Source organism: Pseudomonas sp. 3HC3, from assembly GCF_044904505.1.
Classification (GTDB): domain Bacteria; phylum Pseudomonadota; class Gammaproteobacteria; order Pseudomonadales; family Pseudomonadaceae; genus Aquipseudomonas; species Aquipseudomonas putida_Y.
This window is the reverse complement of the sequence record NZ_JADDRH010000001.1, coordinates 870147-892503: the sequence shown is the minus strand read 5'-3', so window position 1 is coordinate 892503 and position 22357 is coordinate 870147. Positions and strand designations below refer to the sequence as shown.

General features: G+C 62.4%; 22 protein-coding genes and 1 pseudogene. 9 read left to right on the top strand and 14 right to left on the bottom strand.

Annotated elements, in window-relative coordinates:
- Positions 1 to 17 precede the first annotated feature (17 nt).
- From INQ47_RS04375 to ureG, 6 genes are read left to right on the top strand one after another with little or no spacing between them, the layout of a single operon-like run.
- Complete coding sequence (locus tag INQ47_RS04375) at positions 18 to 335, top strand: urease subunit beta (RefSeq protein ID WP_010953752.1); 318 nt, start codon at positions 18 to 20, stop codon at positions 333 to 335.
- Positions 332 to 2035, top strand: coding sequence for an urease subunit alpha (ureC, locus tag INQ47_RS04370; protein ID WP_339443558.1), 1704 nt, complete (start codon positions 332 to 334; stop codon positions 2033 to 2035). Before INQ47_RS04375 ends, ureC begins: the two co-directional genes overlap by 4 nt.
- 10 nt (positions 2036 to 2045) lie before the next feature.
- Positions 2046 to 2549, top strand: coding sequence for an urease accessory protein UreE (gene ureE / locus INQ47_RS04365; RefSeq protein WP_021782340.1), 504 nt, complete (start codon positions 2046 to 2048; stop codon positions 2547 to 2549).
- An 18-nt stretch (positions 2550 to 2567) separates the two neighbouring features.
- On the top strand, positions 2568 to 3113 hold the full coding sequence (locus tag INQ47_RS04360; protein ID WP_021782341.1) for a HupE/UreJ family protein: 546 nt from the start codon (positions 2568 to 2570) through the stop codon (positions 3111 to 3113).
- A complete protein-coding gene (locus INQ47_RS04355) occupies positions 3113 to 3787 on the top strand; it encodes an urease accessory protein UreF (RefSeq protein WP_209966453.1) in 675 nt (224 codons plus the stop codon). The genes INQ47_RS04360 and INQ47_RS04355 overlap by 1 nt, the downstream gene beginning before the upstream one ends.
- An 11-nt stretch (positions 3788 to 3798) precedes the next feature.
- Complete coding sequence (ureG, locus tag INQ47_RS04350) at positions 3799 to 4422, top strand: urease accessory protein UreG (RefSeq protein ID WP_209966451.1); 624 nt, start codon at positions 3799 to 3801, stop codon at positions 4420 to 4422.
- Between the two features lie 1201 nt (positions 4423 to 5623).
- Here the strand turns inward: ureG and INQ47_RS04345 are convergent.
- From INQ47_RS04345 to mcpP, 11 genes and pseudogenes are all read right to left on the bottom strand, one after another.
- Positions 5624 to 6352, bottom strand: a pseudogene (locus INQ47_RS04345) (DUF899 domain-containing protein).
- A 93-nt stretch (positions 6353 to 6445) separates the two neighbouring features.
- Positions 6446 to 8647 (bottom strand): LTA synthase family protein, encoded by a 2202-nt coding sequence (locus tag INQ47_RS04340; RefSeq protein WP_404701188.1) that lies wholly within the window; start codon positions 8645 to 8647, stop codon positions 6446 to 6448.
- Positions 8648 to 8782: 135 nt separating this feature from the next.
- Positions 8783 to 10063, bottom strand: coding sequence for a hypothetical protein (locus tag INQ47_RS04335; protein WP_404701187.1), 1281 nt, complete (start codon positions 10061 to 10063; stop codon positions 8783 to 8785).
- Between the two features lie 46 nt (positions 10064 to 10109).
- The gene (locus INQ47_RS04330) at positions 10110 to 10862 is read right to left on the bottom strand and encodes a hypothetical protein (protein WP_404701186.1); all 753 of its coding nucleotides are present in this window, start codon (positions 10860 to 10862) and stop codon (positions 10110 to 10112) included.
- 45 nt (positions 10863 to 10907) lie between these two features.
- Positions 10908 to 11588, bottom strand: coding sequence for a C39 family peptidase (locus tag INQ47_RS04325; protein WP_252458519.1), 681 nt, complete (start codon positions 11586 to 11588; stop codon positions 10908 to 10910).
- A 61-nt stretch (positions 11589 to 11649) separates the two neighbouring features.
- The gene (locus INQ47_RS04320; protein WP_404701185.1) at positions 11650 to 13101 is read right to left on the bottom strand and encodes a heme utilization protein; all 1452 of its coding nucleotides are present in this window, start codon (positions 13099 to 13101) and stop codon (positions 11650 to 11652) included.
- Between the two features lie 49 nt (positions 13102 to 13150).
- Positions 13151 to 13729, bottom strand: coding sequence for an adhesin (locus tag INQ47_RS04315; protein ID WP_084850764.1), 579 nt, complete (start codon positions 13727 to 13729; stop codon positions 13151 to 13153).
- A gap of 1 nt (position 13730) precedes the next feature.
- Complete coding sequence (locus tag INQ47_RS04310) at positions 13731 to 14168, bottom strand: hypothetical protein (RefSeq protein ID WP_252458522.1); 438 nt, start codon at positions 14166 to 14168, stop codon at positions 13731 to 13733.
- Positions 14169 to 14459: 291 nt separating this feature from the next.
- Positions 14460 to 15029 (bottom strand): AAA family ATPase, encoded by a 570-nt coding sequence (locus INQ47_RS04305; RefSeq protein ID WP_404701184.1) that lies wholly within the window; start codon positions 15027 to 15029, stop codon positions 14460 to 14462.
- On the bottom strand, positions 15026 to 15592 hold the full coding sequence (gene pnuC / locus INQ47_RS04300) for a nicotinamide riboside transporter PnuC (protein ID WP_209966434.1): 567 nt from the start codon (positions 15590 to 15592) through the stop codon (positions 15026 to 15028). The genes INQ47_RS04305 and pnuC overlap by 4 nt, the downstream gene beginning before the upstream one ends.
- Positions 15593 to 15833: 241 nt before the next feature.
- On the bottom strand, positions 15834 to 17468 hold the full coding sequence (gene mcpP, locus INQ47_RS04295) for a methyl-accepting chemotaxis protein McpP (protein WP_404701183.1): 1635 nt from the start codon (positions 17466 to 17468) through the stop codon (positions 15834 to 15836).
- A gap of 299 nt (positions 17469 to 17767) precedes the next feature.
- On the opposite strand from mcpP, the gene INQ47_RS04290 reads away from it, so the two are divergent.
- On the top strand, positions 17768 to 18598 hold the full coding sequence (locus tag INQ47_RS04290) for an undecaprenyl-diphosphate phosphatase (protein WP_404701182.1): 831 nt from the start codon (positions 17768 to 17770) through the stop codon (positions 18596 to 18598).
- Entirely contained in the window at positions 18591 to 19004 is a 414-nt protein-coding gene (locus INQ47_RS04285) for a DUF1294 domain-containing protein (RefSeq protein ID WP_404701181.1), read from the top strand. The genes INQ47_RS04290 and INQ47_RS04285 overlap by 8 nt, the downstream gene beginning before the upstream one ends.
- 58 nt (positions 19005 to 19062) lie before the next feature.
- Here the strand turns inward: INQ47_RS04285 and INQ47_RS04280 are convergent, their stop codons facing one another.
- Together INQ47_RS04280 and INQ47_RS04275 are read right to left on the bottom strand one after the other, a co-directional pair.
- Positions 19063 to 19422, bottom strand: a complete 360-nt coding sequence (locus tag INQ47_RS04280) for an MmcQ/YjbR family DNA-binding protein (RefSeq protein WP_252458527.1) — start codon at positions 19420 to 19422, stop codon at positions 19063 to 19065.
- On the bottom strand, positions 19415 to 20317 hold the full coding sequence (locus INQ47_RS04275; protein ID WP_404701180.1) for a LysR substrate-binding domain-containing protein: 903 nt from the start codon (positions 20315 to 20317) through the stop codon (positions 19415 to 19417). The genes INQ47_RS04280 and INQ47_RS04275 overlap by 8 nt, the downstream gene beginning before the upstream one ends.
- A gap of 133 nt (positions 20318 to 20450) precedes the next feature.
- On the opposite strand from INQ47_RS04275, the gene INQ47_RS04270 reads away from it, so the two are divergent.
- Positions 20451 to 21062: an FMN-dependent NADH-azoreductase gene (locus INQ47_RS04270; protein ID WP_003253906.1), complete on the top strand. Its 612-nt coding sequence runs from the start codon at positions 20451 to 20453 to the stop codon at positions 21060 to 21062.
- A 68-nt stretch (positions 21063 to 21130) separates the two neighbouring features.
- Here the strand turns inward: INQ47_RS04270 and INQ47_RS04265 are convergent, their stop codons facing one another.
- On the bottom strand, positions 21131 to 22333 hold the full coding sequence (locus tag INQ47_RS04265; RefSeq protein WP_252458529.1) for an NAD(P)/FAD-dependent oxidoreductase: 1203 nt from the start codon (positions 22331 to 22333) through the stop codon (positions 21131 to 21133).
- Positions 22334 to 22357 lie beyond the last annotated feature (24 nt).

The following is a 22357-nucleotide window of genomic DNA, read 5'->3' as shown; positions in this document are numbered from 1 at the left end:
CCGCCAAGGAGCGTTGCATGATCCCAGGTGAAATCCAGGTCGCCGCGGGCGACATCGAGTTGAACAGTGGCCGAGAAACGGTCAGCGTCAGCGTGGCCAACCATGGCGATCGGCCGGTGCAGGTCGGCTCGCACTACCACTTCTACGAGGTCAACGACGCGCTGGTGTTCGACCGTGCGCCCACCCTGGGCTTTCGCCTGGACATTCCGGCCGGCACTGCCGTGCGCTTCGAGCCGGGTCAGGCGCGTACCGTGCAACTGGTGGCTTACGCCGGCAAGCGTGAGGTCTATGGTTTTCAGGGCAAGGTGATGGGCGCGCTGGAGGGCAGGGCATGAGCCGTATTTCCCGTCAGGCCTATGCCGACATGTTCGGGCCCACGGTTGGCGACCGCGTGCGCCTGGCCGACACTGCGTTGTGGGTGGAGGTCGAGAAAGACTTCACCATCTACGGCGAAGAGGTGAAGTTCGGCGGCGGCAAGGTCATTCGCGATGGCATGGGGCAGGGCCAGATGCTGGCGGCCGAGGCCATGGACCTGGTATTGACCAATGCGCTGATCATCGACCACTGGGGCATCGTCAAAGCCGACATCGGCATCAAGCATGGACGCATCGCGCTGATCGGCAAGGCCGGCAACCCCGATGTGCAGCCAGGCGTGAACGTGCCGGTCGGGCCAGGGACCGAGGTGATCGCGGCCGAGGGCAAGATCGTCACCGCCGGAGGTGTCGATTCGCATATCCACTTCATTTGCCCGCAACAGGTGGACGAGGCATTGAACAGCGGTGTCACCACGTTCATCGGCGGCGGAACCGGGCCAGCCACTGGCACCAATGCCACCACCTGCACGCCCGGCCCCTGGTACCTTGCGCGCATGCTGCAGGCCGCCGACAGCTTGCCGATCAACATCGGGTTGCTCGGCAAGGGCAATGCCTCGCAGCCTGAAGCGCTGCGTGAGCAAATTGCCGCAGGTGCTGTCGGGCTCAAACTGCATGAAGACTGGGGCTCTACGCCAGCGGCCATCGACTGCTGCCTGGGCGTGGCCGAGGAAATGGATATCCAGGTGGCGATTCACACCGACACCCTCAACGAGTCGGGCTGTATCGAAGACACGTTGGCGGCCATCGGCGACCGCACCATCCACACCTTCCATACCGAAGGTGCCGGTGGCGGCCATGCCCCGGACATCATCCGTGCAGCGGGGCAGGCCAACGTGCTGCCATCCTCGACCAACCCGACCCTGCCTTACACGATCAATACCGTGGACGAGCACCTGGACATGCTCATGGTCTGCCACCACCTGGACCCCAGCATTGCCGAGGACGTGGCCTTTGCCGAGTCACGCATTCGCCGCGAAACCATCGCTGCCGAGGACATCCTTCACGACATGGGCGCCTTTGCCATGACCTCGTCCGACTCCCAGGCCATGGGGCGTGTTGGCGAGGTGGTGCTGCGCACCTGGCAGGTGGCGCACCAGATGAAGTTGCGCCGCGGGCCGCTGGCACCAGACACCCCTTACAGCGACAACTTCCGGGTCAAGCGCTACATCGCCAAGTACACCATCAACCCGGCACTCACCCACGGCATCGGTCACGAAGTGGGCTCGGTGGAGGTCGGCAAGCTGGCTGACCTGGTGCTGTGGTCGCCAGCGTTCTTTGCGGTCAAGCCGGCCCTGGTGCTCAAGGGCGGGATGATCGTCACTGCGCCAATGGGCGACATCAACGGCTCCATTCCCACCCCCCAGCCGGTGCACTATCGGCCGATGTTCGGCGCGCTGGGCGCGGCGCGGCATGCCACACGCATGACATTCCTGCCCCAGGCGGCAATGGACCGCGGGCTGGCCGAGGAGCTGAACCTGCGCAGCCTGATTGGCGTGGTCAACGGCTGCCGGCGGGTTCGCAAGCCGGACATGGTCCACAACACCCTGCAGCCGCTGATCGAAGTCGATGCGCAGACCTATCAGGTGCGTGCCGATGGCGAGCTGCTGGTCTGCGAACCGGCCAGCGAACTGCCGCTGGCTCAGCGCTATTTCCTGTTCTGAGGAGCCCCCCATGATTGTCTTGAACCGCCGTATCTCCGAACCCGGCACGCGGGTTGTCAGTGGCACTGTGACCCTTGACGTGGACAGCCGTATCAAGAGCCGTCTGCGAGTAACCCTGGACGATGGTCGCGAAGCCGGGCTGATGCTGGAGCGCGGCCACCTGCTGCGCGGAGGTGAATTGCTGGCCGATGCCGAGGGCACCCAGCTGATCCGCGTGCTGGCGGCGCCCGAGGCGGTGTCGACGGTGCGCTGTACCGATCCACACCTGTTGGCCCGCGCCGCCTACCACCTGGGTAACCGCCATGTGCCGCTGCAGATCGAACCCGGGCTGTTGCGCTTCCAGCACGACCATGTGCTGGACGACATGCTGCGGGGGCTGGGCCTGACGGTAGAGGCCGAACAGGCCCCGTTCGAGCCTGAAGCGGGTGCTTACCAAAGTGCACCGCATGGCCACAGCCACAGTCATGCCCATGGCCACGATCATCCGTTCGTTCGCCTGCCTGCCCATTCCTGAACTGCCCTGGAGCAACCGATGAAAAAGACTTTCGCCCTGTTTCTGTTGATGCTGGCACTGCCAGCCTTCGCCCATCCAGGCCATGACAGCAACCCGCTGCAGGACGGCCTGCTGCACCCGCTGACCGGGCTCGATCACCTGCTTATGCTGCTGGGCACCGGCGTGCTCGCCGCGTTGACCCGGCGCAACTTGACGTTGCCCCTGGCGACCCTGGCGGCCATGTTCGGTGGTGCCGTGTGCGGTCACCTGTTCGGCGATGTGCTGGGCATGGAGACCCTGATTGCCGTGTCGCTGCTGGTGGCTGCCGGGGCGGTGCTGCTGCCGAGCCGCCAGTTGCTGCTGGCCATGGCCATGCCGGTGTTCGCCCTGTTCCATGGCTGGGCCCATGGCGTGGAAGCCACGCCGAGCGCTTTCTGGCAATTCAGCGCGGGGTTTGTCGCGGTCAGCGGCTTGCTGCTGGCGGCAGGCTTTGCAATCGGTTGCCTGCTGCGCCGCCACAGCGGCCTGCAGAAGGCCTTTGGCGGTGGCCTGTTGGCCGGCGCCGCGCTGGTGCTGGCCGGTTGATGAACAGCGACCTGGCGCTGCTGCGCCTGCTGCAGTTGGCCAGCCCCGGCTTGCCAGTGGGTGGTTTTACCTATTCGCAAGGTCTGGAGTGGGCGGTCGAGGCCGGCTGGGTTCGCGGCGTGGACAGCTTTGCCAGCTGGCAGCGTGAGCAGCTTCACGACACCTTGGCTTGTCTTGACTGGCCGGTGTTGGCGCGCCTGTATCACGCCTGCCAGGCCGAGGACGCCGAAGCGTTCTACCACTGGAGCCGGTTCTTGCTGGCCAACCGCGAAACCGCCGAGCTGCGCCTGGAAGAACAACAGCGCGGCGCGGCGCTGGCGCGGTTGCTCGACGGTTGGCAACTGGGCCAGGCACCGGCCTGGCGCACCAGCCTTGAGCTGACCCAGTTGGGTGGCATGGCCTGGCTGGCCGCGCACTGGGCCATCCCGTTGCGCCAACTGGCATTGGGCCATGGCTTTGCCTGGCTGGAGGGTGCGGTCATGGCCGGGGTCAAGCTGGTGCCGTTCGGCCAGCAGGCTGCCCAGACCTTGCTGCGCGACCTTGGCGCCGACTTGCCCGCTGCACTGGACCAGGCGCTGGCCCTGGGCGATGACCAGCTCGGCGGCGGCCTGCCGCTGCTGGCCATCGCTTCATCGCGTCACGAAACCCAATACACCCGTTTGTTCCGTTCCTGAGGACTGCCTGCATGCAAAGCTATCAACAACCCCTGCGCGTCGGTGTCGGCGGCCCGGTCGGCTCTGGCAAGACCGCACTGCTGGAAGCGCTGTGCAAGGCCATGCGCGATCACTACCAGATTGCCGTGGTTACCAACGATATCTATACCAAGGAAGACCAGCGTATTCTCACCGAGGCCGGCGCCCTTGAGCCGGAGCGCATCGTCGGCGTGGAGACCGGCGGTTGCCCGCACACGGCCATTCGTGAAGACGCCTCGATGAACCTGGCGGCGGTCGAAGCGCTGGCGCGCAAGTTCGGTAACCTCGAAGTCATTTTCGTGGAAAGCGGCGGTGACAACCTCAGCGCCACGTTCAGCCCGGAGCTGGCCGACTTGACCATCTACGTGATCGACGTGGCCGAGGGCGAGAAGATCCCGCGCAAGGGCGGCCCAGGCATTACCAAGTCTGACTTCCTGGTGATCAACAAGACCGATCTGGCGCCTTATGTCGGGGCTTCACTGGAAGTGATGGAGCGCGACACCCGGCGCATGCGGCCGCAGCGGCCCTGGACCTTCAGTAACCTGAAGAAGGGCGAGGGGTTGCAGGCGGTGATCGATTTTATCGTCGAGCGCGGGATGTTGGGTGTGCGAGCCTGACAGATCGAGGTCTCTGTGCGGGCATGTCCGCGAAGAAACCAACGCAGTGGATGGCACCGGCTCCGCCGGTGTTCGCGGGTGAACCCGCTCCTACGATGGCCTGTGTCCCCCCCCCGATGTGCGTCCGTCACCGATCAGGCGTAGGAGCGGGTTTACCCGCGAATACGGTGGCGGCGGCAACGGTGAACGGCCAGGGATATTGGCCAGCAGGCCCGGCCCTTTCGCGGGTGAACCCGCTCCTACGATGGCCTGTGTCCAACCCCCGATGTGCGTCCGTCACCGATCAGGCGTAGGGGCGGGTTTACCCGCGAATACGGTGGCGGCGGCAACGGTGAACGGCCAGGGATATTGGCCAGCAGGCCCGGCCCTTTCGCGGGTGACCCCGCACCTACGATGGCCTGTGTCCCCCCCGATGTGCGTCCGTCACCGATCAGGCGTAGGGGCGGGTTTACCCGCGAATACGGTGGCGGCGGCAACGGTGAACGGCCAGGGATATTGGCCAGCAGGCCCGGCCCTTTCGCGGGTAAACCCGCTCCTACGGCGGCCTGTGTCCAACCCCCGATGTGTGTCCACCACCGATCTGTGTAGGAGCGGGTTTACCCGCGAATACGGTAGCGGCGGCAACGGTGAACGGCGGGTGGAAATTGGCCAGCAGGCCCGGCCCTTTCGCGGGTAAGCCCGCTCCTACGGCGGCCTGTGTCCAACCCCCGATGTGTGTCCACCACCGATCTGTGTAGGAGCGGGTTTACCCGCGAATACGGTCGCGGCGGCAACGGTGAACGGCCAGGGATATTGGCCAGCAGGCCCGGCCCTTTCGCGGGTGAACCCGCTCCTACGGCGGCCTGTGTCCAACCCCCGATGTGTGTCCACCACCGATCTGTGTAGGAGCGGGTTTACCCGCGAATACGGTGGCGGCGGTAACGGTGAACGGCCAGGGATATTGGCCAGCAGGCCCGGCCCTTTCGCGGGTAAACCCGCTCCTACGGCGGCCTGTGTCCAACCCCCGATGTGTGTCCACCACCGATCTGTGTAGGAGCGGGTTTACCCGCGAATACGGTGGCGGCGGTAACGGTGAACGGCCAGGGATATTGGCCAGCAGGCCCGGCCCTTTCGCGGGTGAACCCGCTCCTACGGGCGACTGCGCAGGCCTTCAAGTGTTGAGCAGGACAGTTACCCCCCACAGGTGCGTGTGTCGCCTGCATCATCTGTGACAGCAGTGAGGCTTTTCCGTTTGCCCTTCATAGCGGTCATGGTGCCGCACCCAGTCCATGGTCCCACCTTCGTTGCGCCCCAGTGGCGCAATGTCGAGGAAGTTGTAGGTGTTGACCAGAATGTCCAGCCCGCGGGCCTAGGTCGAGTAGGTGTGGTACACGCTGCCGTCGGTTTCGCGGAAAAACGCACTCAAGCCGGGCAGCTCGCTTTCATTACCCTCATACGGCTCATAGTTATACTGGCGCTGGCCTTCGCGGCCGACACTGACACCAAAGTCCTCGTTGAAGTCGCTTCCATTCGATGAATACCACGGAAACAGCCAGCCCATGCGCCGGCGAAATGCCTGGAATTCGGCATACGGCGCCCGTGACACCGCCACCAGCGACACATCGTGGTGTGCCAGGTGCAGGTTGGCGCCGTCAAAGTGGTCGGCCAGAAAAGAGCAGCCAGGGCAGCCCTCGCTCCAGCCCTCGGCGAACATGAAGTGGTAAAGCAGCAACTGGCTGCGGCCTGCGAACAGGTCGGCCAGGCTCAACGCGCCGTTTGGCCCGAAGAAGCGGTAATCCTGTTCGACCTTTACCCATGGCAGGGCGCGACGGGCTGCGGCTAGCGCGTCGCGGTGGTGGGTAAACGCTTTTTCGTGCAGCCACAGTTGCTGGCGAGCCGCCAGCCACTGGCTGCGGGAAACCACCGGGTGCCTGCTTTCGCTGGTGCTCATGGTGCTGTCTCCTTACTGGGGATTCACACCTTGGTCGACTACGGCCGGGTCGAATCGACAGGCACCGGTGGCCGGGCGATGAGCGGTACCTGCTTAGCCCGAATGGGCGATATGCCCCTCGGCCAGTTCATCGGCGCCGTCATCCTCGCCAGGCAGGGCGGTGATCACGCTGAAATCGCTGACTTCTACCTTGCCGCCGCCATAGCCCAGCAAATGGAAGGAAAACGCCTTGCGCTCGGTCGGGTTGTCGAAGCTGAACTCCATCTCCAGGGGCGCGTCGGCGGTAACCTTCACCTCTTCTGGCAGGCCCAGCGGCACGTCTTGTTCCAACTGCTTGGCCTTGAGCCGGATATAGGCCGCACGTTTGGGGTCCAGCGAGCGTACCTTGACCCGCACGCGGGTGTGCGAGCCTCCCGGCATTTCCAGGTACTGGGCGCCAATCAGGTTGTCGGCCCAGTCATCGTGAATGCGCTTGCGCAACTTGATCGGCGAAGGGCCGCCGAACTGGTAACGCAGGTTGAGCGGGGTTTGCAGCAAGGATTGGTCGAGCACCCCGGCCAGGGCGCTGATCTGCTGGCCCAGCAGGCTGTCGGCCGGACCGAGGTAGCGGGCCTGGTCGGCGATGAAGCCTTCACTGGCATAACGCCGGCAGCGCTGCTGGAAGTCACATTCGGTGAACAGGCCCTGGCCGTTGTGGTAGCGCAGCATGCCGTTGGTGTAGGAGATCATCTCGCGGCCGCTGTCGTAGTCGCGGTACAACGAGCGACCGCCAAGCGCGACAGGAATGGGCAGTGCGAAGTAGTCGAGCAGCGAGGTGGCCAGGTCGATGTGGCCGTAAGTGCCGCGCTTGATGGTTGGCAGTTGGGCCTGCTCCGGCGCCAGGGTAAGGTTGAAGCCCCAGGACGAGGCCAGGCGCACGCCATCGATGCCGTGGGATTCGTCGGAAGTCAGCACCACCAGTGTGTCCTTGAGGACGCCCTGGCGCTCGAGGTTGTCAAGAAATGCCCCGACCGCGTCATCCAGGTAGGCGACCGCTGCCTGTTTCGGTGTGTCGTAGCGCTTGAGGTACTCGGCCGGCGCCGAATAGGGCTGGTGGGTGCCCACGGTTAGCAGCGTCAGCATCCATGGCTTGTCCTGCTTCTGCAACTGGCCCACATAGCCCAGGGCGCCTTCGAAGAACGCGCGGTCATCCTTGCCCCACGGGAAGTTCAGGTAGTTCTTGTTGCTGAACCACTCCTGGCCATGCACTGAATCGAAACCGATGTGCGGCATGATGCGGTCTTTGGCCATGAAGCGCAGGCCCGCGCCTTGCAGGTAGTGGGTGGTGAAACCGGCCTGGCGCAATTGTGCCGGCAGGCAGGCCTGGTTGCGTTCGTTCTGGGTCAGCAGTTCCACGCCCTTGGGCGTGCCATTGGCCAGTTTGTCGTAATCGCCGCACAGCATCGCATACAGGCCACGGATGGTCTGGTGGGTGTGCAGCACGTAGTCTGGGGTGTTCATGCCGCGCTCGGCCCACTTGCTGAGCCTGGGCATCAAGTCCTCATTGAAACGGCTGTTCAGCGCCTGGCGGTTAGGCCGCAGGTAGGCGCCCGGGATGCCTTCCATGGTAATCACCAGCAAGTTGCGGGCGCTTCCCGGGCCGGCAAGCAGCCTTTGCCCATGCAGGTCGGATTGAGTCAGGCCGCTGCTGGCGAGCGGGGTGAAGGTTTGTGTGCGGCCCATCCAGCCTTCGACCTGGCGTTGCAGGTTACCGACCCCGGCAGACATCAACTGGTGAGGGAGGTTGTATTGCCGCCACTGGTCGGCATCGGAAGGTAGCAACTGCTGGCTGCCCCAATGCGCGCCAAACAGCAGTACAGGTATGGCCCAGGCCGTGCGCGGCAGTGGCTGGCTGGCCTGTGCACGGCTGCGCCACGCACAGGCCAGCCAGGCCAGCAAGCCGCCACCCAGGGCCCAGGGCAGCCAGGCATGGGCCAGGCCGCCACCGGTTGAATTCTCCATGAATTGCGGGTCGAACAGGTAGTTCAGGTCGGCGCTGGTGGGCAGTCGGCCCACTGCGCTCACCAGTTCGGCCGAGGCCACCCACAGCGCGGCCCAGGCCAGCAGCACGGGCAGCGCAAGCCACCACGGCCTGCGGTGTAGCAGCACGATCAACAGGCTGCCAAGGGCGAGGTCGGACAGGTAGCCGAACGGGTTGGACCAACCCAGCATGGCGCGCGTACCCAGTGGGATCACCAACACCAGGGCCGCCAAAGCGGCAAGCCGGGTGCGTGGGTGGTCGGACAGGCTCATCACAAAAACTTCCCTTTTGCCATTAAATCGTCATGCATCTGTGCTTGATGATAACAGGCCAGGCCAGGGAAGGCGGTCGTTTACAAGGCTGGTAACCAAAGCCGGGCCCGTTCACACGGTCCCGGTCGATGGCAACTATCAGAAGTAATAAGGGAATTTCAGGCTGAAGGAAAAGTCAGGTGCATCATCGGTCAGACCAATGGACAGGTTGGGCACGATGGTCAGGTTTTTGCTGGCGGCGAAGGTCATGCCAATGTTGAAGTTGGCGGCGTTGTAGTCACTGTTGGAAATCGATTGCCAGTCGCCGCCATCAGGTTTGATCTTGCTCTTGCGGGCGAACTGGTCGGATACCGAGAACGACATGCTCATCTTTTCGTTCAGGGCAAAGGCGATGCCGCCGCCGATCTGCCACGAGTCGCCAAGCTTGACGTCACCCGGCACCTTGCTGTTCACCTGCGGACTGATGTCGCTGAACGAGTCTTGCATGTTGTAGGTGTAGGACAGGCTGCCGAACAGCACGGCCGGGTCGAAGGTCTTGACCAGCGAGATGCCCGGTGTGATCGACCATACACCGTTGCCAGTCGGTAGGCTTTCCGGTACCGCGAGGTTGTTGTTGCCGTCCACCTCGCGCAGTTTGATGCCATAGGGGTCCTTGCCGGTCGGTGCCTTTATTCGCAGGGTAGCCACAGCGTCCGGCCAGGTTTCGTCCTCGTCGAGGAATTTATAGGCCACCCCGACGTTGATATCGCCGATTTGCGGGTCGCGGGTCACGCTGGCATCGGAAGTGGTTGCCCCGGCACCTCCTGCACCGCCAGACGAATAGGTGGACTCGCGGTAGACCACGGGGACGTTGATGTCGAACTGCCAACGCTGCGCCAGGTTATAGCGCGCGGTCATGTCCAGGGTCCAGTTGTCAGCCTTGATCCGGTCGAGGTTGATGCTGCCGAGGAAGATCGAGTCCAGTGCCAGAAAGCCATTGAGGGTAAGCGCACGGGTATCGTAATGGGTATAGGTGAGGCCGGTTTCGAAGCTGAACTTGCCCCCGCCAAAGAATCCGCTGGCTTCGTCATACAGGTTGGTAACGCTTTGCGCCGGCTGGGAGTCGGCCGTCAGCGCCTGGCCGTAGGAGCTACCTGTAGTGCCCGGAGCCCCGGAAGCGACGGTTTGCGCACCTTTTACCCCCTCGGCGGGAGACCTGACCAGGCGTCTGGGCGGCGCTGCAGCAGGGGCCTCCTCGACCTGGCGCACACGTTGCTCCAGCACCATCAGTGCCTGTTGCTGTGCCTCATAGCGGCGTTTGAGTTCAATCAGTTCCTGTTTCAGCGCTTCGACCTGCGGGTCGGCGGCTGCGTAAAGTGCTGTGGCTGGGGCCAAGGCAGTCAAGCACACAAAAGCTCTGAGCGTAAAAGATCGATACATGGAGTTGCCGTCCCTTCCAACTACTTTCGATGAGACTGAGCGTAGATCAGTATCCGAAGGTGCGAAGACCTTTGAGCTGGTCGAGGCTACCGCTGAGCGACGCCGCTGTAGGCACGCTCTCACGCATGACAACGTTCAGGCTGGTGACGTTGTTGACCAGGTTACCGTTGCCGAGCAGCGTCGAGTTCTGCAGCAGGCCACCCTGTGCCAGGCGTTGCACGCTGCTGCCCTGGTTGTTGCTGGCATTGATGTTGAGCTGCACGCCCACACCGCTGGAAGACACACGGAGTGCGCCGGCGCCATTTTCCCCGACCAGCGTCTGGCCGGCGGCCAGTACCTGGCCGTGCTGTTGTACGGCGGGGGCCTGGTTGGCTTTGGTCACGTTGATATCGACGTTGTTGTAAGCGGCGTTGTTGTCACCGGCTGCACGCACCACCTGGGTCACACCTTCGGTGGTGGTCAGGCCGTTGCCGCCCGTTACCACGCCAGTCCCGGCAGCATAAGCGCTGCTCGGCGCTGTACCTGCGCCTTTTTTATCAATCATCGATACATAGAACTGGGGCTTGATGGTCGATTGCTGAACCTGCAGCGTGGACGTTGCCCCGATCACATCCCCTTTGGCATTTTGCCAGGTGCTGGACATGATGATACCGAAGCTCACGATTCGTCCGGGCATCACATAGCGGCCCCGAAGGTTCGCCAGCTCCTGGTCCTTCAGTTCGATGGGTTTGAATGCCTCTGCGTGACTGGGCAGGCTGGCTGCCAGACAGGCCATGGCCAACCACAATGAAGTCTTCATGAAATGCTCCCTGGAGCATCATGCTCCTTGTCATTAGAACAGTCGTTAGAAGAAGTCGCTTCTGATGAAGCCGAAGTCCAGCAGCTCTGAGTCCTGCACGGGGGTGAAGTTGTTCACCCGGCCCTTGGCGGTCAGTGGCAGGGGCGGGTCGAGCAGGATGTTGTTCTTGTCGTAACCCTGGCCGATCACCGCGAAGATGATGCCGTTCCAGCCCTTGAGGAAATCGTCGACCTTGTATCGTTTGTGGCCCAGCACTGGGTCACCGATGTACACCCAACCTTTGTCGACTTTCTGCATGACCACGAAGTGCTTGTAGCCGCGCACATCCATTAGCACCACGACGGGAATACGCACGCTTTGCAGGGTTTCGGGCGCCACCCGGTAACCGCGGGCACGCATCCCCAGGCTTTCGACGTAGTGCTTCATGTCGAGCATCGAGAAGCCTTGCGTGCGCACAAGGTCCTGGTCGGCGTGGGCCAGCATGCCTTCGATGATCTGATGTTCGTCCACATCCAGCCAGTAGGCCTGGCGCAGGATGGTTGCCAGCGCGGCGGCGCCGCAGCTGAAGTCGGTCTTTTGTTGCACCAGGTCGGCGAACTTGCGTTCACGCAAGCTCTGGATCGGTTTGAACACCACGGCGCCGCCCGGCAGGACGGACAGGGGCATTTGTGCAGCTTCGCTCACGCTGGCCAGGCACAGCAAAAACGCCAAGGCGAAAATACGCATGATCGGGTGCCTTACGGTGTGTTGAAGAAAGGCCCCCCGAAGGGGGCCTCAAGCACAGCGGTCAGAACGAGGTGTTGGAGATGGCCAGCGAGTTGCTTTGCTGGTTGCCCACACCGGCTGCCACGTTCACGCCCAGGTTACCGCTGCCACCATTCACCGAACCGCTAAGGGTTGCAGTGTTGGTAACTGGGTTGGCCCAGCCGGTCGGGGTCAGCACTTGGAAGGACACAGTATTGCTCAAGTCGTAAGCGCTGCTTTCGCTGTAGCTCTTCGAAACGTCGTTCGAGGATTGTTTCGATTGCTCGCCAGACTTCGAGAAATCGGACGCTGAAGCATTCTCGTACGAAGAGTCGTGCGACTTGGAGTACGAAGAGTCTTTCGACTTGTCATACGCCGATTGATGCGACTTGTCGTAGTTGGAGTCGAATGCTTTCTCGAACGACGAGTCGTATGCACTTTCGTGCGACTTGTCGACCGATGCATCCAGCGACGCACTCAGCGAACCATCGAAGGAGTTGGAGTGGCTGCGCTCGTAACGGCCATAGTCGGTGGTATGGGTGCTCGTGGCGTTGGCTGCAGCGTCCAGCGAAGCCGACAGGCTGGCGCTGCTCGACGCGCTGTGGCTGCCGCTGGCAGAGCCACTGGCACCCCAGCCGCTCGAGCCACTTGCGCTCGAGTTGTGGGAGCCGCTGGCGTTGCTGGATTGCGAGCCGTTGGAGTTCCAGCCACTGGAGCCGCTGGAGCTGGCGCTTTGCGCACCGGCAAGGCTGAAGCTCGAGGACGAGCTGCGGTCGTCGGTCGAGTTGAACGAGCCATCACGCGAGCTTGAACCGCTGGCCGACTTGGTGATGGTAATCGTATCCACACGGTAGGTGCGGTCAGCGCTGTTGTTTACAATCAGGCCTGGGCCGTCCTGATTGGCCGAAGCGGTGGCGGTGGCGTTACCCAACGGGGCGCCGGTGTTGGCGATGGCCATGGTGTTTTTCTGCTGGTTGAGGTCGCCACCGGCAATGTTGATGCCAATGTTGCCCTCAGCCCCGCTGGCTGAGCCGCTCATCACAGCCGAAGACTGGGTCGAATAGTTGTCGACCCGGTTGTTTCTGCTGGTTTGTACAACGTCAGCCGTGGCATTGGCCATGCCGAACACGAAGCTGTTGTCCAGGCTCGAGTCGGAGCCTGCGTTGGCAATGGCGGCGGCGTTATCTTGCTGGTTGCCGTTACCGGCCGCCACGTTTATGCCAACGTTGCCGCTGGAGCCGGTGCCAGAGTCACTCATCTCGGCATCGTTGATGGTGCCTTGGTTGGTGATGCGGTTATGCGTGCTGGTTTGGGTATCCCAGGCATTGGCCGTTGCATACACAGGGATCTTGGTGGGTGGAGGCGTGTGCTGACCATTGTTGTGGTGGCCGTTATGGTGGTCATTACGCCGATCATTTTGCCCAGCTTGTACAGCAACAGCCATGACCGCAGCAATTGCGAAAACCAGAGGCTTGATTGCCATCGAGGGTTTCATGGTGATTCTCCGTACGCTATTAGGTTAAGTGTCGTTCTTAACTGCAGGGTCAATCCGCGACCCGGATGCTCAAGGTGTTGGCCATTCGGTTTCCCACCCCGGCACTCTGGTTCAACTGGATCACCCCACGGCTACCGGTGAAGGCCTGGTCACTGGTGGTGACCTGGCGATAGCCTGCTGGAATGTCAGTTGCTCCGGAGTTGTTGATCAGCGCCACGTTCTGTTGCATGAGGACGCTGTCGTCGATGCTTTGCGGCTGCGCACCAATGCTGATGTTCAGTGCGTTGGCTTGCTGGGTGTTGGCGCCTGCACTCTGGTTGACCCCCAGGGCGCCGCTGCCGTTGCTGAACGCGTTACCCTGGATGGTCGAGCGGGCGTCCATCGCGGGGTCGGCGGGCGTGTTGAGCCGTTGCCGGATCTGGGTACTTGCATGGGCTTCGGGGCCGACGGCGATGGCACGCGCATTGACCTGCTGCTGTTTGTCGCCAGCGGCCTGGTTGACAGAGAGGTTGCCCTGATAGCGGCTGCCGGAGCTGTCGATATCAGCGTTATTGATGACGGGAACCAGGGATTGCGCGAAGGCCGGTGCAGTGCAAAGGGCGGCCAGCATCAGCAGTGTGCGCTTCATCTCACTTGCCCCCGCCGGTCAGAATCTGCAGCGGCGCGAGGCCACGCTGCACGCTTGAGTTGACCATGTTCGAGATACCGTTACCCGACCCAGTGCCACGTCCGCCTGCCAAGTTGGGAAGCTGGTTCTGGTTGCCGAGGTTGCCACCCAGGTTGTTGGTTTGTTGGGTGATCATGTTGCTGATGCCCGCGCCACTGCTGACGCTGGCAAAGTCTCCATCGCTCAGCTCGTTGGTTTGCTTGAGCACGTGGGCCGACGGGTTGGCATTGACGGTGGTAGGGCTTGGGTCTGGGATCAGGGGCGGAATGGTCGCGTTGCGCACCTGCACATCGCGCTTGATGATGATGATCCCCTTGTCCGCCTGAGCCGTCAGGCTTAGTGACCCCAGTACACAACCCACCAGTAATAGGTGATAGAGGCGTTTGTCACTCTTCCTCACGGCGGAAACTCCTTCTTTGGCCCTGGTCAGCGATGCGAACGACAGAGCAGAAGGTGTGCCGCTTTTTAGAATCCTTTTCAGGTCAGATAGTTAGGGCAAGAGGCTGACAAAATGCGGCGCATGTATGTCTCATGCATGAAACAGCCTGTCTTGAGCGTTGCCGGCAAAGGCAGCAGTGGCCTTGATTGGAAGGGTTTTTGCAAGTGTGTTTCACGCGCTTGACACTGGCCCCGTGGCGGGGGGAAGCCCCACAATTTCGGGGGCTTTGCCCCACCGGTATGTATCAGTGGTTTAACACTCGGTCGGGCAGGATGGCGCATCGCGACCAAGTAGCGTAGCAACCGATTTCAAGGCCAGCAATTGGCGTTGCGGCCAATTGCCATCAAGAATTTGGCGCGGCTGGTTGTGCCGCTTCAGCCAGGCCAGGCTGTCGTCGAAAAAGCGTTGACGATCGTTGAGGTCGGGTTGGCAACGCTGGCCATCAGCAATCCAGTCCACCCCTTGCGGGCTGAGCAACAGGTGCAGGTCATAACGCCGTGCCAGCAGTGCTTCTTCCAGCCAGGTTGGGCAGTCGTCGAACAGCGCGTGGCTCCAGAGCATGTTGCTCAGCAGGTGGGTGTCCAGAATTAGCAGCGGTGGCGCCTGTTCGCGCGCACGGTCCTCCCATGCCAGTTGCCCTCGGGCGATGGCGGGAATATCGGCGTAGCAGGTGTCACGGCATTGCTGGTCGATGAAATGGCGCACGTACTCGCCCACCACCACGCCACCAAAATGTGCCTGGATCACCCCGCTAAGCCAGCTTTTGCCACTGGATTCAGGGCCGCACAGTACCAGCACTTTCATTGCTTGCTGCGCATTCATGGCTGTACCAGCGCCGGGTCGCGGCGCCATTCCAGCCAGCCGCGTACAGCAATCAGGGTGAGCACGGCGAAGAAGCCCGCAGTGAAATACAGCTGCTGATGCAGGTATTGGCCCACATAGATAATGTCGACCACGACCCACAGTGGCCAGCACTGCAGGCGTTTCTGCGCCATCCACAGTTGCGCCACCAGGCTGAAGCCGGTCAGGGTGGCATCCAGCCAGGGCAGGGCGGCATCGGTCCAGTTGGCCATGGCCGCGCCCAAGGCGGCGCTCAGCAGCGCTCCGGCGGCCAGCCCGGTGAGCAGTGCCGGGCGTTGCAGGCGGGAGACCTGGCGGGCGTCCTCAACGTGGTCGGGGCGTTTCCATTGCCACCAGCCGTACAGTTGCAGGATGGCGTAGGCCAGTTGCAGCAACATGCCCGAATACAGCTTTACCTCGTAGAACAGCCAGCCATAGATCAGCACCATGACCAGGCCAATCGGCCAGCACCAGGCATTCTGCTTGACCGTGAGCCAGACAGCGGTTACGCCGAGGACGGCGGCAATGAGTTCAAGGCCGGACATCGGCGATCCTTGGAGGCTACGGGGGAGGGGCGCGATTGTAGCGGGTCGGCCGCGGAAGGTGTAGGGCGCAGCGGCGGGATGCCCCTTGGTAGGAGCGGGTTCACCCGCGAACACCGGCAGCGCCGGTGCCATCCACCGCGTTGCTTCCTTCGCGGGCATGCCCGCTCCCACAGGTGCAGCGCTGGCTTCAAGGTCACTTGATACCTGCGGGAGCAGGCATGCCCCCACCAAGGGCTTGTTCTCAGACCCGGAACTGCCGCAACAACTGCTCCAGTTCCTCGCTCAACTGCCCCAGCGCCACCCCGGCATCGCTGGACTGACGCGCCGCATCGGCGGTCTGCTGCGACAACCCGGCGGTATCCAGCACATTGCGGTTGATCTCTTCGACCACATGCGACTGCTGCAAGGTGGCGCTGGCGATGGAGGCATTCAATGCGGTGAGGTTGTTCAGCACCTGGTTGATGGCGTCCAGGCTGGCGCCGGCCTCGCGTGCCTGTTCGACGGTCTGGCGAGATGCCTCGCTGCTGGTATCGATGGCCTTGACCGCAGCGTCCGACTGGCTCTGCAGGTGCTCGATCATGGTATGAATCTCGGCTGTCGACTGCGCTGTACGCTGGGCCAGCAGTCGCACCTCGTCGGCGACCACGGCAAAGCCTCGGCCCTGCTCGCCGGCCCGTGCCGCTTCGATGGCGGCATTCAGCGCCAGCAGGTTGGTCTGTTCGGCAATGGAACGAATCACGTCCAGCACGCCGCCAATGCGTGTGCTGTGCCCGGCCAGGTCGCGAATCACCTGTACGGCCTGATCGATGGTCAGCGACAGGCGGTCGATTTGCGCCAGGCTGCCGTGGATGGCCTGCTGGCCGTGGGTCACCTGTTGTTGTGCCGTACGCATCTCTCCGGCGGCCTGTTCAGCGGTTTTGGCCACGTCCTGCACGGCGTAGGTCACCTCATTGACTGCAGTGGCCACCTGGTCCATCTGTAGCGATTGCTGGGCACTGCGCTGTTGTGCGGCACCCGCATTGTCACCGACGTGCCCGGCGGACTGGGCCAGCGCGTGGGCCGCACCTTGCAGTCGGCCGACTACGCCTTGCAGTTTGCCGTTGAAACGGTTGAAGTGCTCGCCCAAGTGGGTGATTTCGTCGCGGCCATGGGTATCCAGGCGCCGGGTCAGGTCGCTTTCGCCGCTGGCGATGTTGCCCATGGCCTGCACCGCTTCCTGCAGCGGGCGGGCGATGCTGCGGGCAATCAGCATGACCACCAGTGCCATCAGCAGGGCAATGCCCACGCCAACCAGCGAAGCGTCGCGCAACTGGCGAGCGAATTCGGCCTGCACGTCATCCACGTACACGCCCGAACCGATGATCCAGCCCCATGGTTTGAACAGCTGAATATAAGAGGTCTTGGCTACTGGCTCACTGGCGCCGGGCTTGGGCCAGCGATAGTTGACCGGGCCGGCGTCCTGCTGGCGGGCAATGGCGACCATTTCGTTGAACACGGCGAAACCATCGGGATCGCGGATGGCAGAAAGGTCCTGGCCGTCGAGCTTGGGGTTGGCCGGATGCATGATCATCTTCGGCCCCAGGTCGTTGATCCAGAAATAGTCGTCATGGTCGTAGCGCAGCGCGCGCACCACTTGCAGCGCCTGTTGCTGGGCGGCTTCGCGGCTGAGCGTGCCGGCAGCTTCCAGGCCTTGGTAATAGGCCAACACACCCGCGGCGGTCTGCACCACATGGCGGGTTTTCTCCGCCTTGGCCTGGTACAGGTCACCATGAATCTGCCGCAGCATCAGCAGGCCCAGGACCACCAGCATGGCCACCGCTACCACAAGGATCAGCCACAGGCGCCGACTGATTGACATCGATCTCAGAGTGTTCATCCATCAGCTCCCGCATTGTTCTTTTTATTGAGGTGCATCGAAGCATGCTTTGCAACGAGTCCCCACCCGACTAATGGCTAAGTGCTATGTTGGTGATAGTCTGCAACAGGTCGTTAAAGCGATTGCCAAGGGGCTCTGTCAGGATTTCGGCCGCGCAAGATGAAACCTTTAACAGGCGTGAACTTTTCCACTGGCGTTGCGCCCAACAGTCGCTGTAAAACAGCCGGGCCGTGTGCGGCAAACTCAAGCAAACCAAGAACAAGGAGCCTGCAACCAGCAGCGCTTCATCCGGGGGAATGATGGATTTTTGGACTGCCTTCCAGGCAATCATCTTAGGCGTGGTCGAAGGGCTGACGGAGTTTCTGCCGATCTCCAGTACGGGCCATCAGATTATCGTCGCCGACCTGATCGGTTTTGGCGGCGAACGGGCCATGGCTTTCAACATCATCATTCAGCTGGCGGCGATCCTGGCGGTGGTGTGGGAGTTTCGCAGCAAGATATTCGAAGTGGTCTTCGGCCTGACCAGTCAGCCCAAGGCGCGCCGCTTCACGGGCAACCTGCTGTTGGCGTTCATGCCAGCGGTGGTACTGGGAGTAATGTTCGCTGACCTTATTCACGAATACCTGTTCAATCCCGTCACCGTGGCGGCGGCACTGGTGGTGGGGGGCGTCATCATGCTCTGGGCCGAGCGCCGTGAGCACCGCGTGCAGGTGGACCATGTGGACGATATGCGCTGGAGCCATGCGCTGAAAATCGGCTTCATCCAGTGCCTGGCGATGATCCCGGGCACGTCGCGTTCCGGTTCGACCATTATCGGTGGCCTGCTGTTCGGCCTGTCGCGCAAGGCAGCGACCGAGTTCTCGTTCTTTCTGGCAATGCCGACCATGGTCGGTGCGGCGGTGTATTCGGGCTACAAGTACCGTGACTTGTTCCAGCCCGGCGATCTGCCGGTGTTCGCGCTCGGCTTCGTGACTTCGTTCATCTTTGCCATGATTGCCGTACGGGCGTTGCTCAAGTTCATTGCCAACCATAGCTACGCGGCATTTGCCTGGTATCGCATTGTGTTCGGCTTGCTCATTCTGGCGACCTGGCAGTTTGGTTGGGTTGACTGGTCCACAGCTCATGGCTGAGGCAATGCGCGGGCAACAGGCTGAAGGCGTGCGCAATGTGCGCCTGAAGCTGCTGCTGTTGGGCGTGCTTTGCCTGTTGCCCGGCTTGGGGGCGGCGCGCATGGCCTGGAACGATCAGACCTGGTGGCCTTTGGCGTTGTACCCGGCCATGAGCCTGATCAGCCTGTTGCTGTATTGGCAGGACAAGCAGCAGGCACGTACGCAGGCCTGGCGTACACCCGAGAAAGTGCTGCATGCCAGTGAGCTGCTCGGTGGTTGGCCGGGGGCGTTATTGGCGCAGCAACTGTTTCGGCACAAGACCCGCAAGGTCTCCTTCCAGTTGGTGTGCTGGGGGATTGTGCTGGTGCACCAAGTGTTCTGGGCAGACTGGCTGTTTCTTGAGGGGCGTTATTTGCCCTTTGGTTGATGTGCAGTTGTACCGGCCTCTTCGCGGGTAAAGTTGCGAAAGGGCCGCCACAGCCAGATCACATGACCAACCCCACCTGCAACCGCTTGGGCAAGCGGCGCACTACCAGCTGGTGCGACCGCTGCAACAGGTCACACAGTTCATCACGCCCCATCGGGTAGGGCGGCGCCATGCTGACCCACCGCGCCCGCGCCAGGTACGGCGCCGGCCGTATCCCCGGGCGATCGCAATAACCCAGAAACAGCTCGTCGGCTACCTTGAACGACAACCCGGCACCCGCCAGGTCGAGCACCGCGAACATCTTGTTTTCTGCCACCGAAAACACTCGGACACCGCCCCATTTGTAGTCTTCCCGCGCACCCGGCAGGCTCAGGCAAAATGCCGCCACCTGGGCTTCGCTCATTTTCTGTTCAGACATACCGCTCTCCACAAGCCTCGAATGACGCCGCCAGGTGATCGATCCACACCCGGACCGCAGGCAGCAGGCCACGCCGGTGTGGGTAAACCGCCTGCAGGTAGCCACCCGGCAGCGACCAGTCTGGCAGCAAGCGCACCAGTTCGCCGCGTTCCAGTTCCTCTTCACAGAACATGCTGGGCAGCGCAGTGAACCCCAGGCCGGCACGTACAGCAGCGTTACGTACTACGAAATCATCGATCGCCAAGCGCGGCTCCAGCGCTATTTCCTGCTGCTTGCCATGGGGGCCGATCAGGCGAAAGTGTACCAGCCGGTCTGCTTCGGCTGCGCCCAGCACGGGCAATGATGCCAACTCGCCCGGTTCGCGAATGTGGTCGGCAAAGCCGGGCGCGGCTACCAGTTGCATTTGTGCCTGGCGCAGGCGGCGGGTAACCAAGGCCGGGTCTTCGTCGCCCAGGTCGCGTACGCGCAACGCTACGTCAATGCCTTCGGAAATCAGGTCGACCCGGCGGTTGAGCAATACCATGTCCAGTTGCACCAGCGGGTACTGCTCAAGAAAGCGGCTGATCACATCCGGCAGGAAGGCGTGTGCCAGTGCCACCGGGCAGGAAACCCGTAAACGCCCGCGCGGCTCACTGCTCATGCTGGCCACGGTTTCGTCGGCGGCCTCGGCCTCCAGCAGCATGGCCTGACAATGATGCAAGTAACGTTCACCCACTGCGGTGAGTTTGAGTTGCCGTGTGGTGCGCTGCAACAGACGTGTGCCCAGGCGCTCTTCAAGCTCGGCGATACGCCGCGACAGGCGCGACTTGGGGATGCCCAGCAGGCGCCCGGCAGCGGCAAATCCGCCGGCTTCGACGACGCGCGCAAAGTAGAAGAGGTCGTTGAGGTCTTGCATGGGAATGTCTCACTGTTCCATCTGTGGGACAAACTAACGCATTTTTGCTTACTTATCAGCTATTGATCACTTCGATAGGATTCTCCCCATCGTGATCGCCCACAGATGCGGTCTTCAATCACAGGAGAGTCCCATGAAACTGTTGCACATCGATTCGAGCATCCTGGGCGACAATTCCGCCTCGCGCCAGTTGAGCCGCGAAGTGGTCGAGGCCTGGAAGGCTGCAGACCCGAGCGTTGAAGTGGTTTACCGCGACCTGGCTGCCGATGCCATAGCCCACTTCTCCGCCGCCACCCTGGTGGCTGCAGGCACCCCTGAAGACGTACGCGACGCGGCCCAGGCTTTCGAAGCCAAGCTGAGCGCCGAGACGCTCGAAGAGTTTCTGGCTGCCGATGCCGTGGTGATTGGCGCGCCCATGTACAACTTCACCGTGCCGACCCAGCTAAAAGCCTGGATTGACCGCGTGGCCGTCGCCGGCAAGACCTTCAGCTACACCGAAGCCGGCCCGCAAGGCCTTTGCGGCAACAAGAAAGTGGTGCTGGTTTCCACCGCGGGTGGCCTGCACGCTGGCCAGCCGACTGGCGCCGGGCATGAAGACTTCCTGAAAGTGTTCCTGGGCTTCATTGGTATTACCGACCTGGAAATTGTCCGGGCCCACGGCCTGGCCTATGGCCCGGAGCAGCGCAGCCAGGCGATCGATGCTGCACAGGCGCAGATCGCCAACGAGCTGTTTGCTGCTGCCTGATCAAAGGAGCGGTTGGTGGCGAGCGTGGCCCTGTCGAAGCACAAGGCCACTCCAACCTGTAGAAGCGTTCAGGCCACCGGAATAAGTGGATCAGCTGCTGCCAAAGCTGCTGCACGATCAGCCGCTGGCGGATAAATCCACACTGAATTGATCTGGCGCTTCAGCGCCTTGGCTTCGGCCTTGTCCTCTGGTGGCGAAACCTCACGGTCCCATCCTTCGGTGTACACCGCGCCCCAGGCCCCCAGGTCCAGGCACGTCACGTACTTGGGCTGGCTGTAAGCCATTGGTGCTACGCCAAGCAACTCGGCAGCGGCATTGTTGCCCGCATGGCGCCCCAGCGGAATCGCATGCTGGCACGACATCACGGCATGATTGCCAAGCGTGTCACAGGTGGCGTAAGCCACGTCTCCAGCTGCATACACGGCATTATTGCCCTTGACCTTCAGGTTGCCATCGACATGCAAGCGGCCGCGGTTGTCGCGCTCGCCGCTGATCTGTTCGGTGAGCGGGTTGGCCCTGAAGCCAACCGTCCAGACCACCGTGCTGGCGTCGATACGCTGGCCGTTATCCAACTGCACACCGGCAGGGTCTACCGAAACCACCGTGGCACCGCAAACCCACTCCACGCCCAGGGCCTCGCATGCCTGTTCGATGGCTGGGCGGATGCCGTCACCCAGGGCTGCCCCAATCCTGGCGCCGCGGTCGATTATCACTACGCGCAACGCGGCGTCTTCGCCCAGTATCGCGCGCAAGCGGGCCGGCAGTTCGGTGGCCGTCTCGATGCCGGTAAAACCGCCCCCGGCTACCACCACGGTATTGCGTGCCGGCGTGTTCGGCAGGCTGGCCAGCGACTTCAGGTGGTTTTCCAGGCGTGCGGCGCTGTCGAGCTTGTCGACATCGAAGACATGCTCAATGCCAACCATGTCAGGGCGATCGAGCACACTGCCGCAGGCCATGATCAGGCGGTCGTAGGGCAGAGTGCATCGAGTGCCACTGCGGGTACGATAGCCCACGCGGCGGGCCGCTTCATCGATTTGGAATGCCGTGCCCAGCACGAAGCGGACATTGACCGCATCGAACAGCGCCTGCAGTGGTGCGGCCATGGTATGCACCTCTGGCTCGTAGAAGCGCGGACGCACATGCAGTTCAGCCTGGGGCGCGAGCAAGGTGACCTCGACGTCCTTGCTGCCGTTGAGATCAAGCTGGCGGATGGCGCTGAGCGCGCTCCACAGGCCGGCAAAGCCTGCACCAATGATCAGGATCTGCTTCATGGTTGTGCTCCTTTGAAGTTCGGT

Bases quoted from the DNA above. Each gene is read 5' to 3' on its own strand.
- INQ47_RS04375 (WP_010953752.1), top strand. From the start codon at position 18: ATGATCCCAGGTGAAATCCAGGTCGCCGCGGGCGACATCGAGTTGAAC.
- ureC (WP_339443558.1), top strand. From the start codon at position 332: ATGAGCCGTATTTCCCGTCAGGCCTATGCCGACATGTTCGGGCCCACG.
- ureE (WP_021782340.1), top strand. From the start codon at position 2,046: ATGATTGTCTTGAACCGCCGTATCTCCGAACCCGGCACGCGGGTTGTC.
- INQ47_RS04360 (WP_021782341.1), top strand. From the start codon at position 2,568: ATGAAAAAGACTTTCGCCCTGTTTCTGTTGATGCTGGCACTGCCAGCC.
- INQ47_RS04355 (WP_209966453.1), top strand. From the start codon at position 3,113: ATGAACAGCGACCTGGCGCTGCTGCGCCTGCTGCAGTTGGCCAGCCCC.
- ureG (WP_209966451.1), top strand. From the start codon at position 3,799: ATGCAAAGCTATCAACAACCCCTGCGCGTCGGTGTCGGCGGCCCGGTC.
- INQ47_RS04335 (WP_404701187.1), bottom strand. From the start codon at position 10,063: ATGTATCGATCTTTTACGCTCAGAGCTTTTGTGTGCTTGACTGCCTTG.
- INQ47_RS04330 (WP_404701186.1), bottom strand. From the start codon at position 10,862: ATGAAGACTTCATTGTGGTTGGCCATGGCCTGTCTGGCAGCCAGCCTG.
- INQ47_RS04325 (WP_252458519.1), bottom strand. From the start codon at position 11,588: ATGCGTATTTTCGCCTTGGCGTTTTTGCTGTGCCTGGCCAGCGTGAGC.
- INQ47_RS04320 (WP_404701185.1), bottom strand. From the start codon at position 13,101: ATGAAACCCTCGATGGCAATCAAGCCTCTGGTTTTCGCAATTGCTGCG.
- INQ47_RS04315 (WP_084850764.1), bottom strand. From the start codon at position 13,729: ATGAAGCGCACACTGCTGATGCTGGCCGCCCTTTGCACTGCACCGGCC.
- INQ47_RS04305 (WP_404701184.1), bottom strand. From the start codon at position 15,029: ATGAATGCGCAGCAAGCAATGAAAGTGCTGGTACTGTGCGGCCCTGAA.
- pnuC (WP_209966434.1), bottom strand. From the start codon at position 15,592: ATGTCCGGCCTTGAACTCATTGCCGCCGTCCTCGGCGTAACCGCTGTC.
- mcpP (WP_404701183.1), bottom strand. From the start codon at position 17,468: ATGAACACTCTGAGATCGATGTCAATCAGTCGGCGCCTGTGGCTGATC.
- INQ47_RS04290 (WP_404701182.1), top strand. From the start codon at position 17,768: ATGGATTTTTGGACTGCCTTCCAGGCAATCATCTTAGGCGTGGTCGAA.
- INQ47_RS04285 (WP_404701181.1), top strand. From the start codon at position 18,591: ATGGCTGAGGCAATGCGCGGGCAACAGGCTGAAGGCGTGCGCAATGTG.
- INQ47_RS04280 (WP_252458527.1), bottom strand. From the start codon at position 19,422: ATGTCTGAACAGAAAATGAGCGAAGCCCAGGTGGCGGCATTTTGCCTG.
- INQ47_RS04275 (WP_404701180.1), bottom strand. From the start codon at position 20,317: ATGCAAGACCTCAACGACCTCTTCTACTTTGCGCGCGTCGTCGAAGCC.
- INQ47_RS04270 (WP_003253906.1), top strand. From the start codon at position 20,451: ATGAAACTGTTGCACATCGATTCGAGCATCCTGGGCGACAATTCCGCC.
- INQ47_RS04265 (WP_252458529.1), bottom strand. From the start codon at position 22,333: ATGAAGCAGATCCTGATCATTGGTGCAGGCTTTGCCGGCCTGTGGAGC.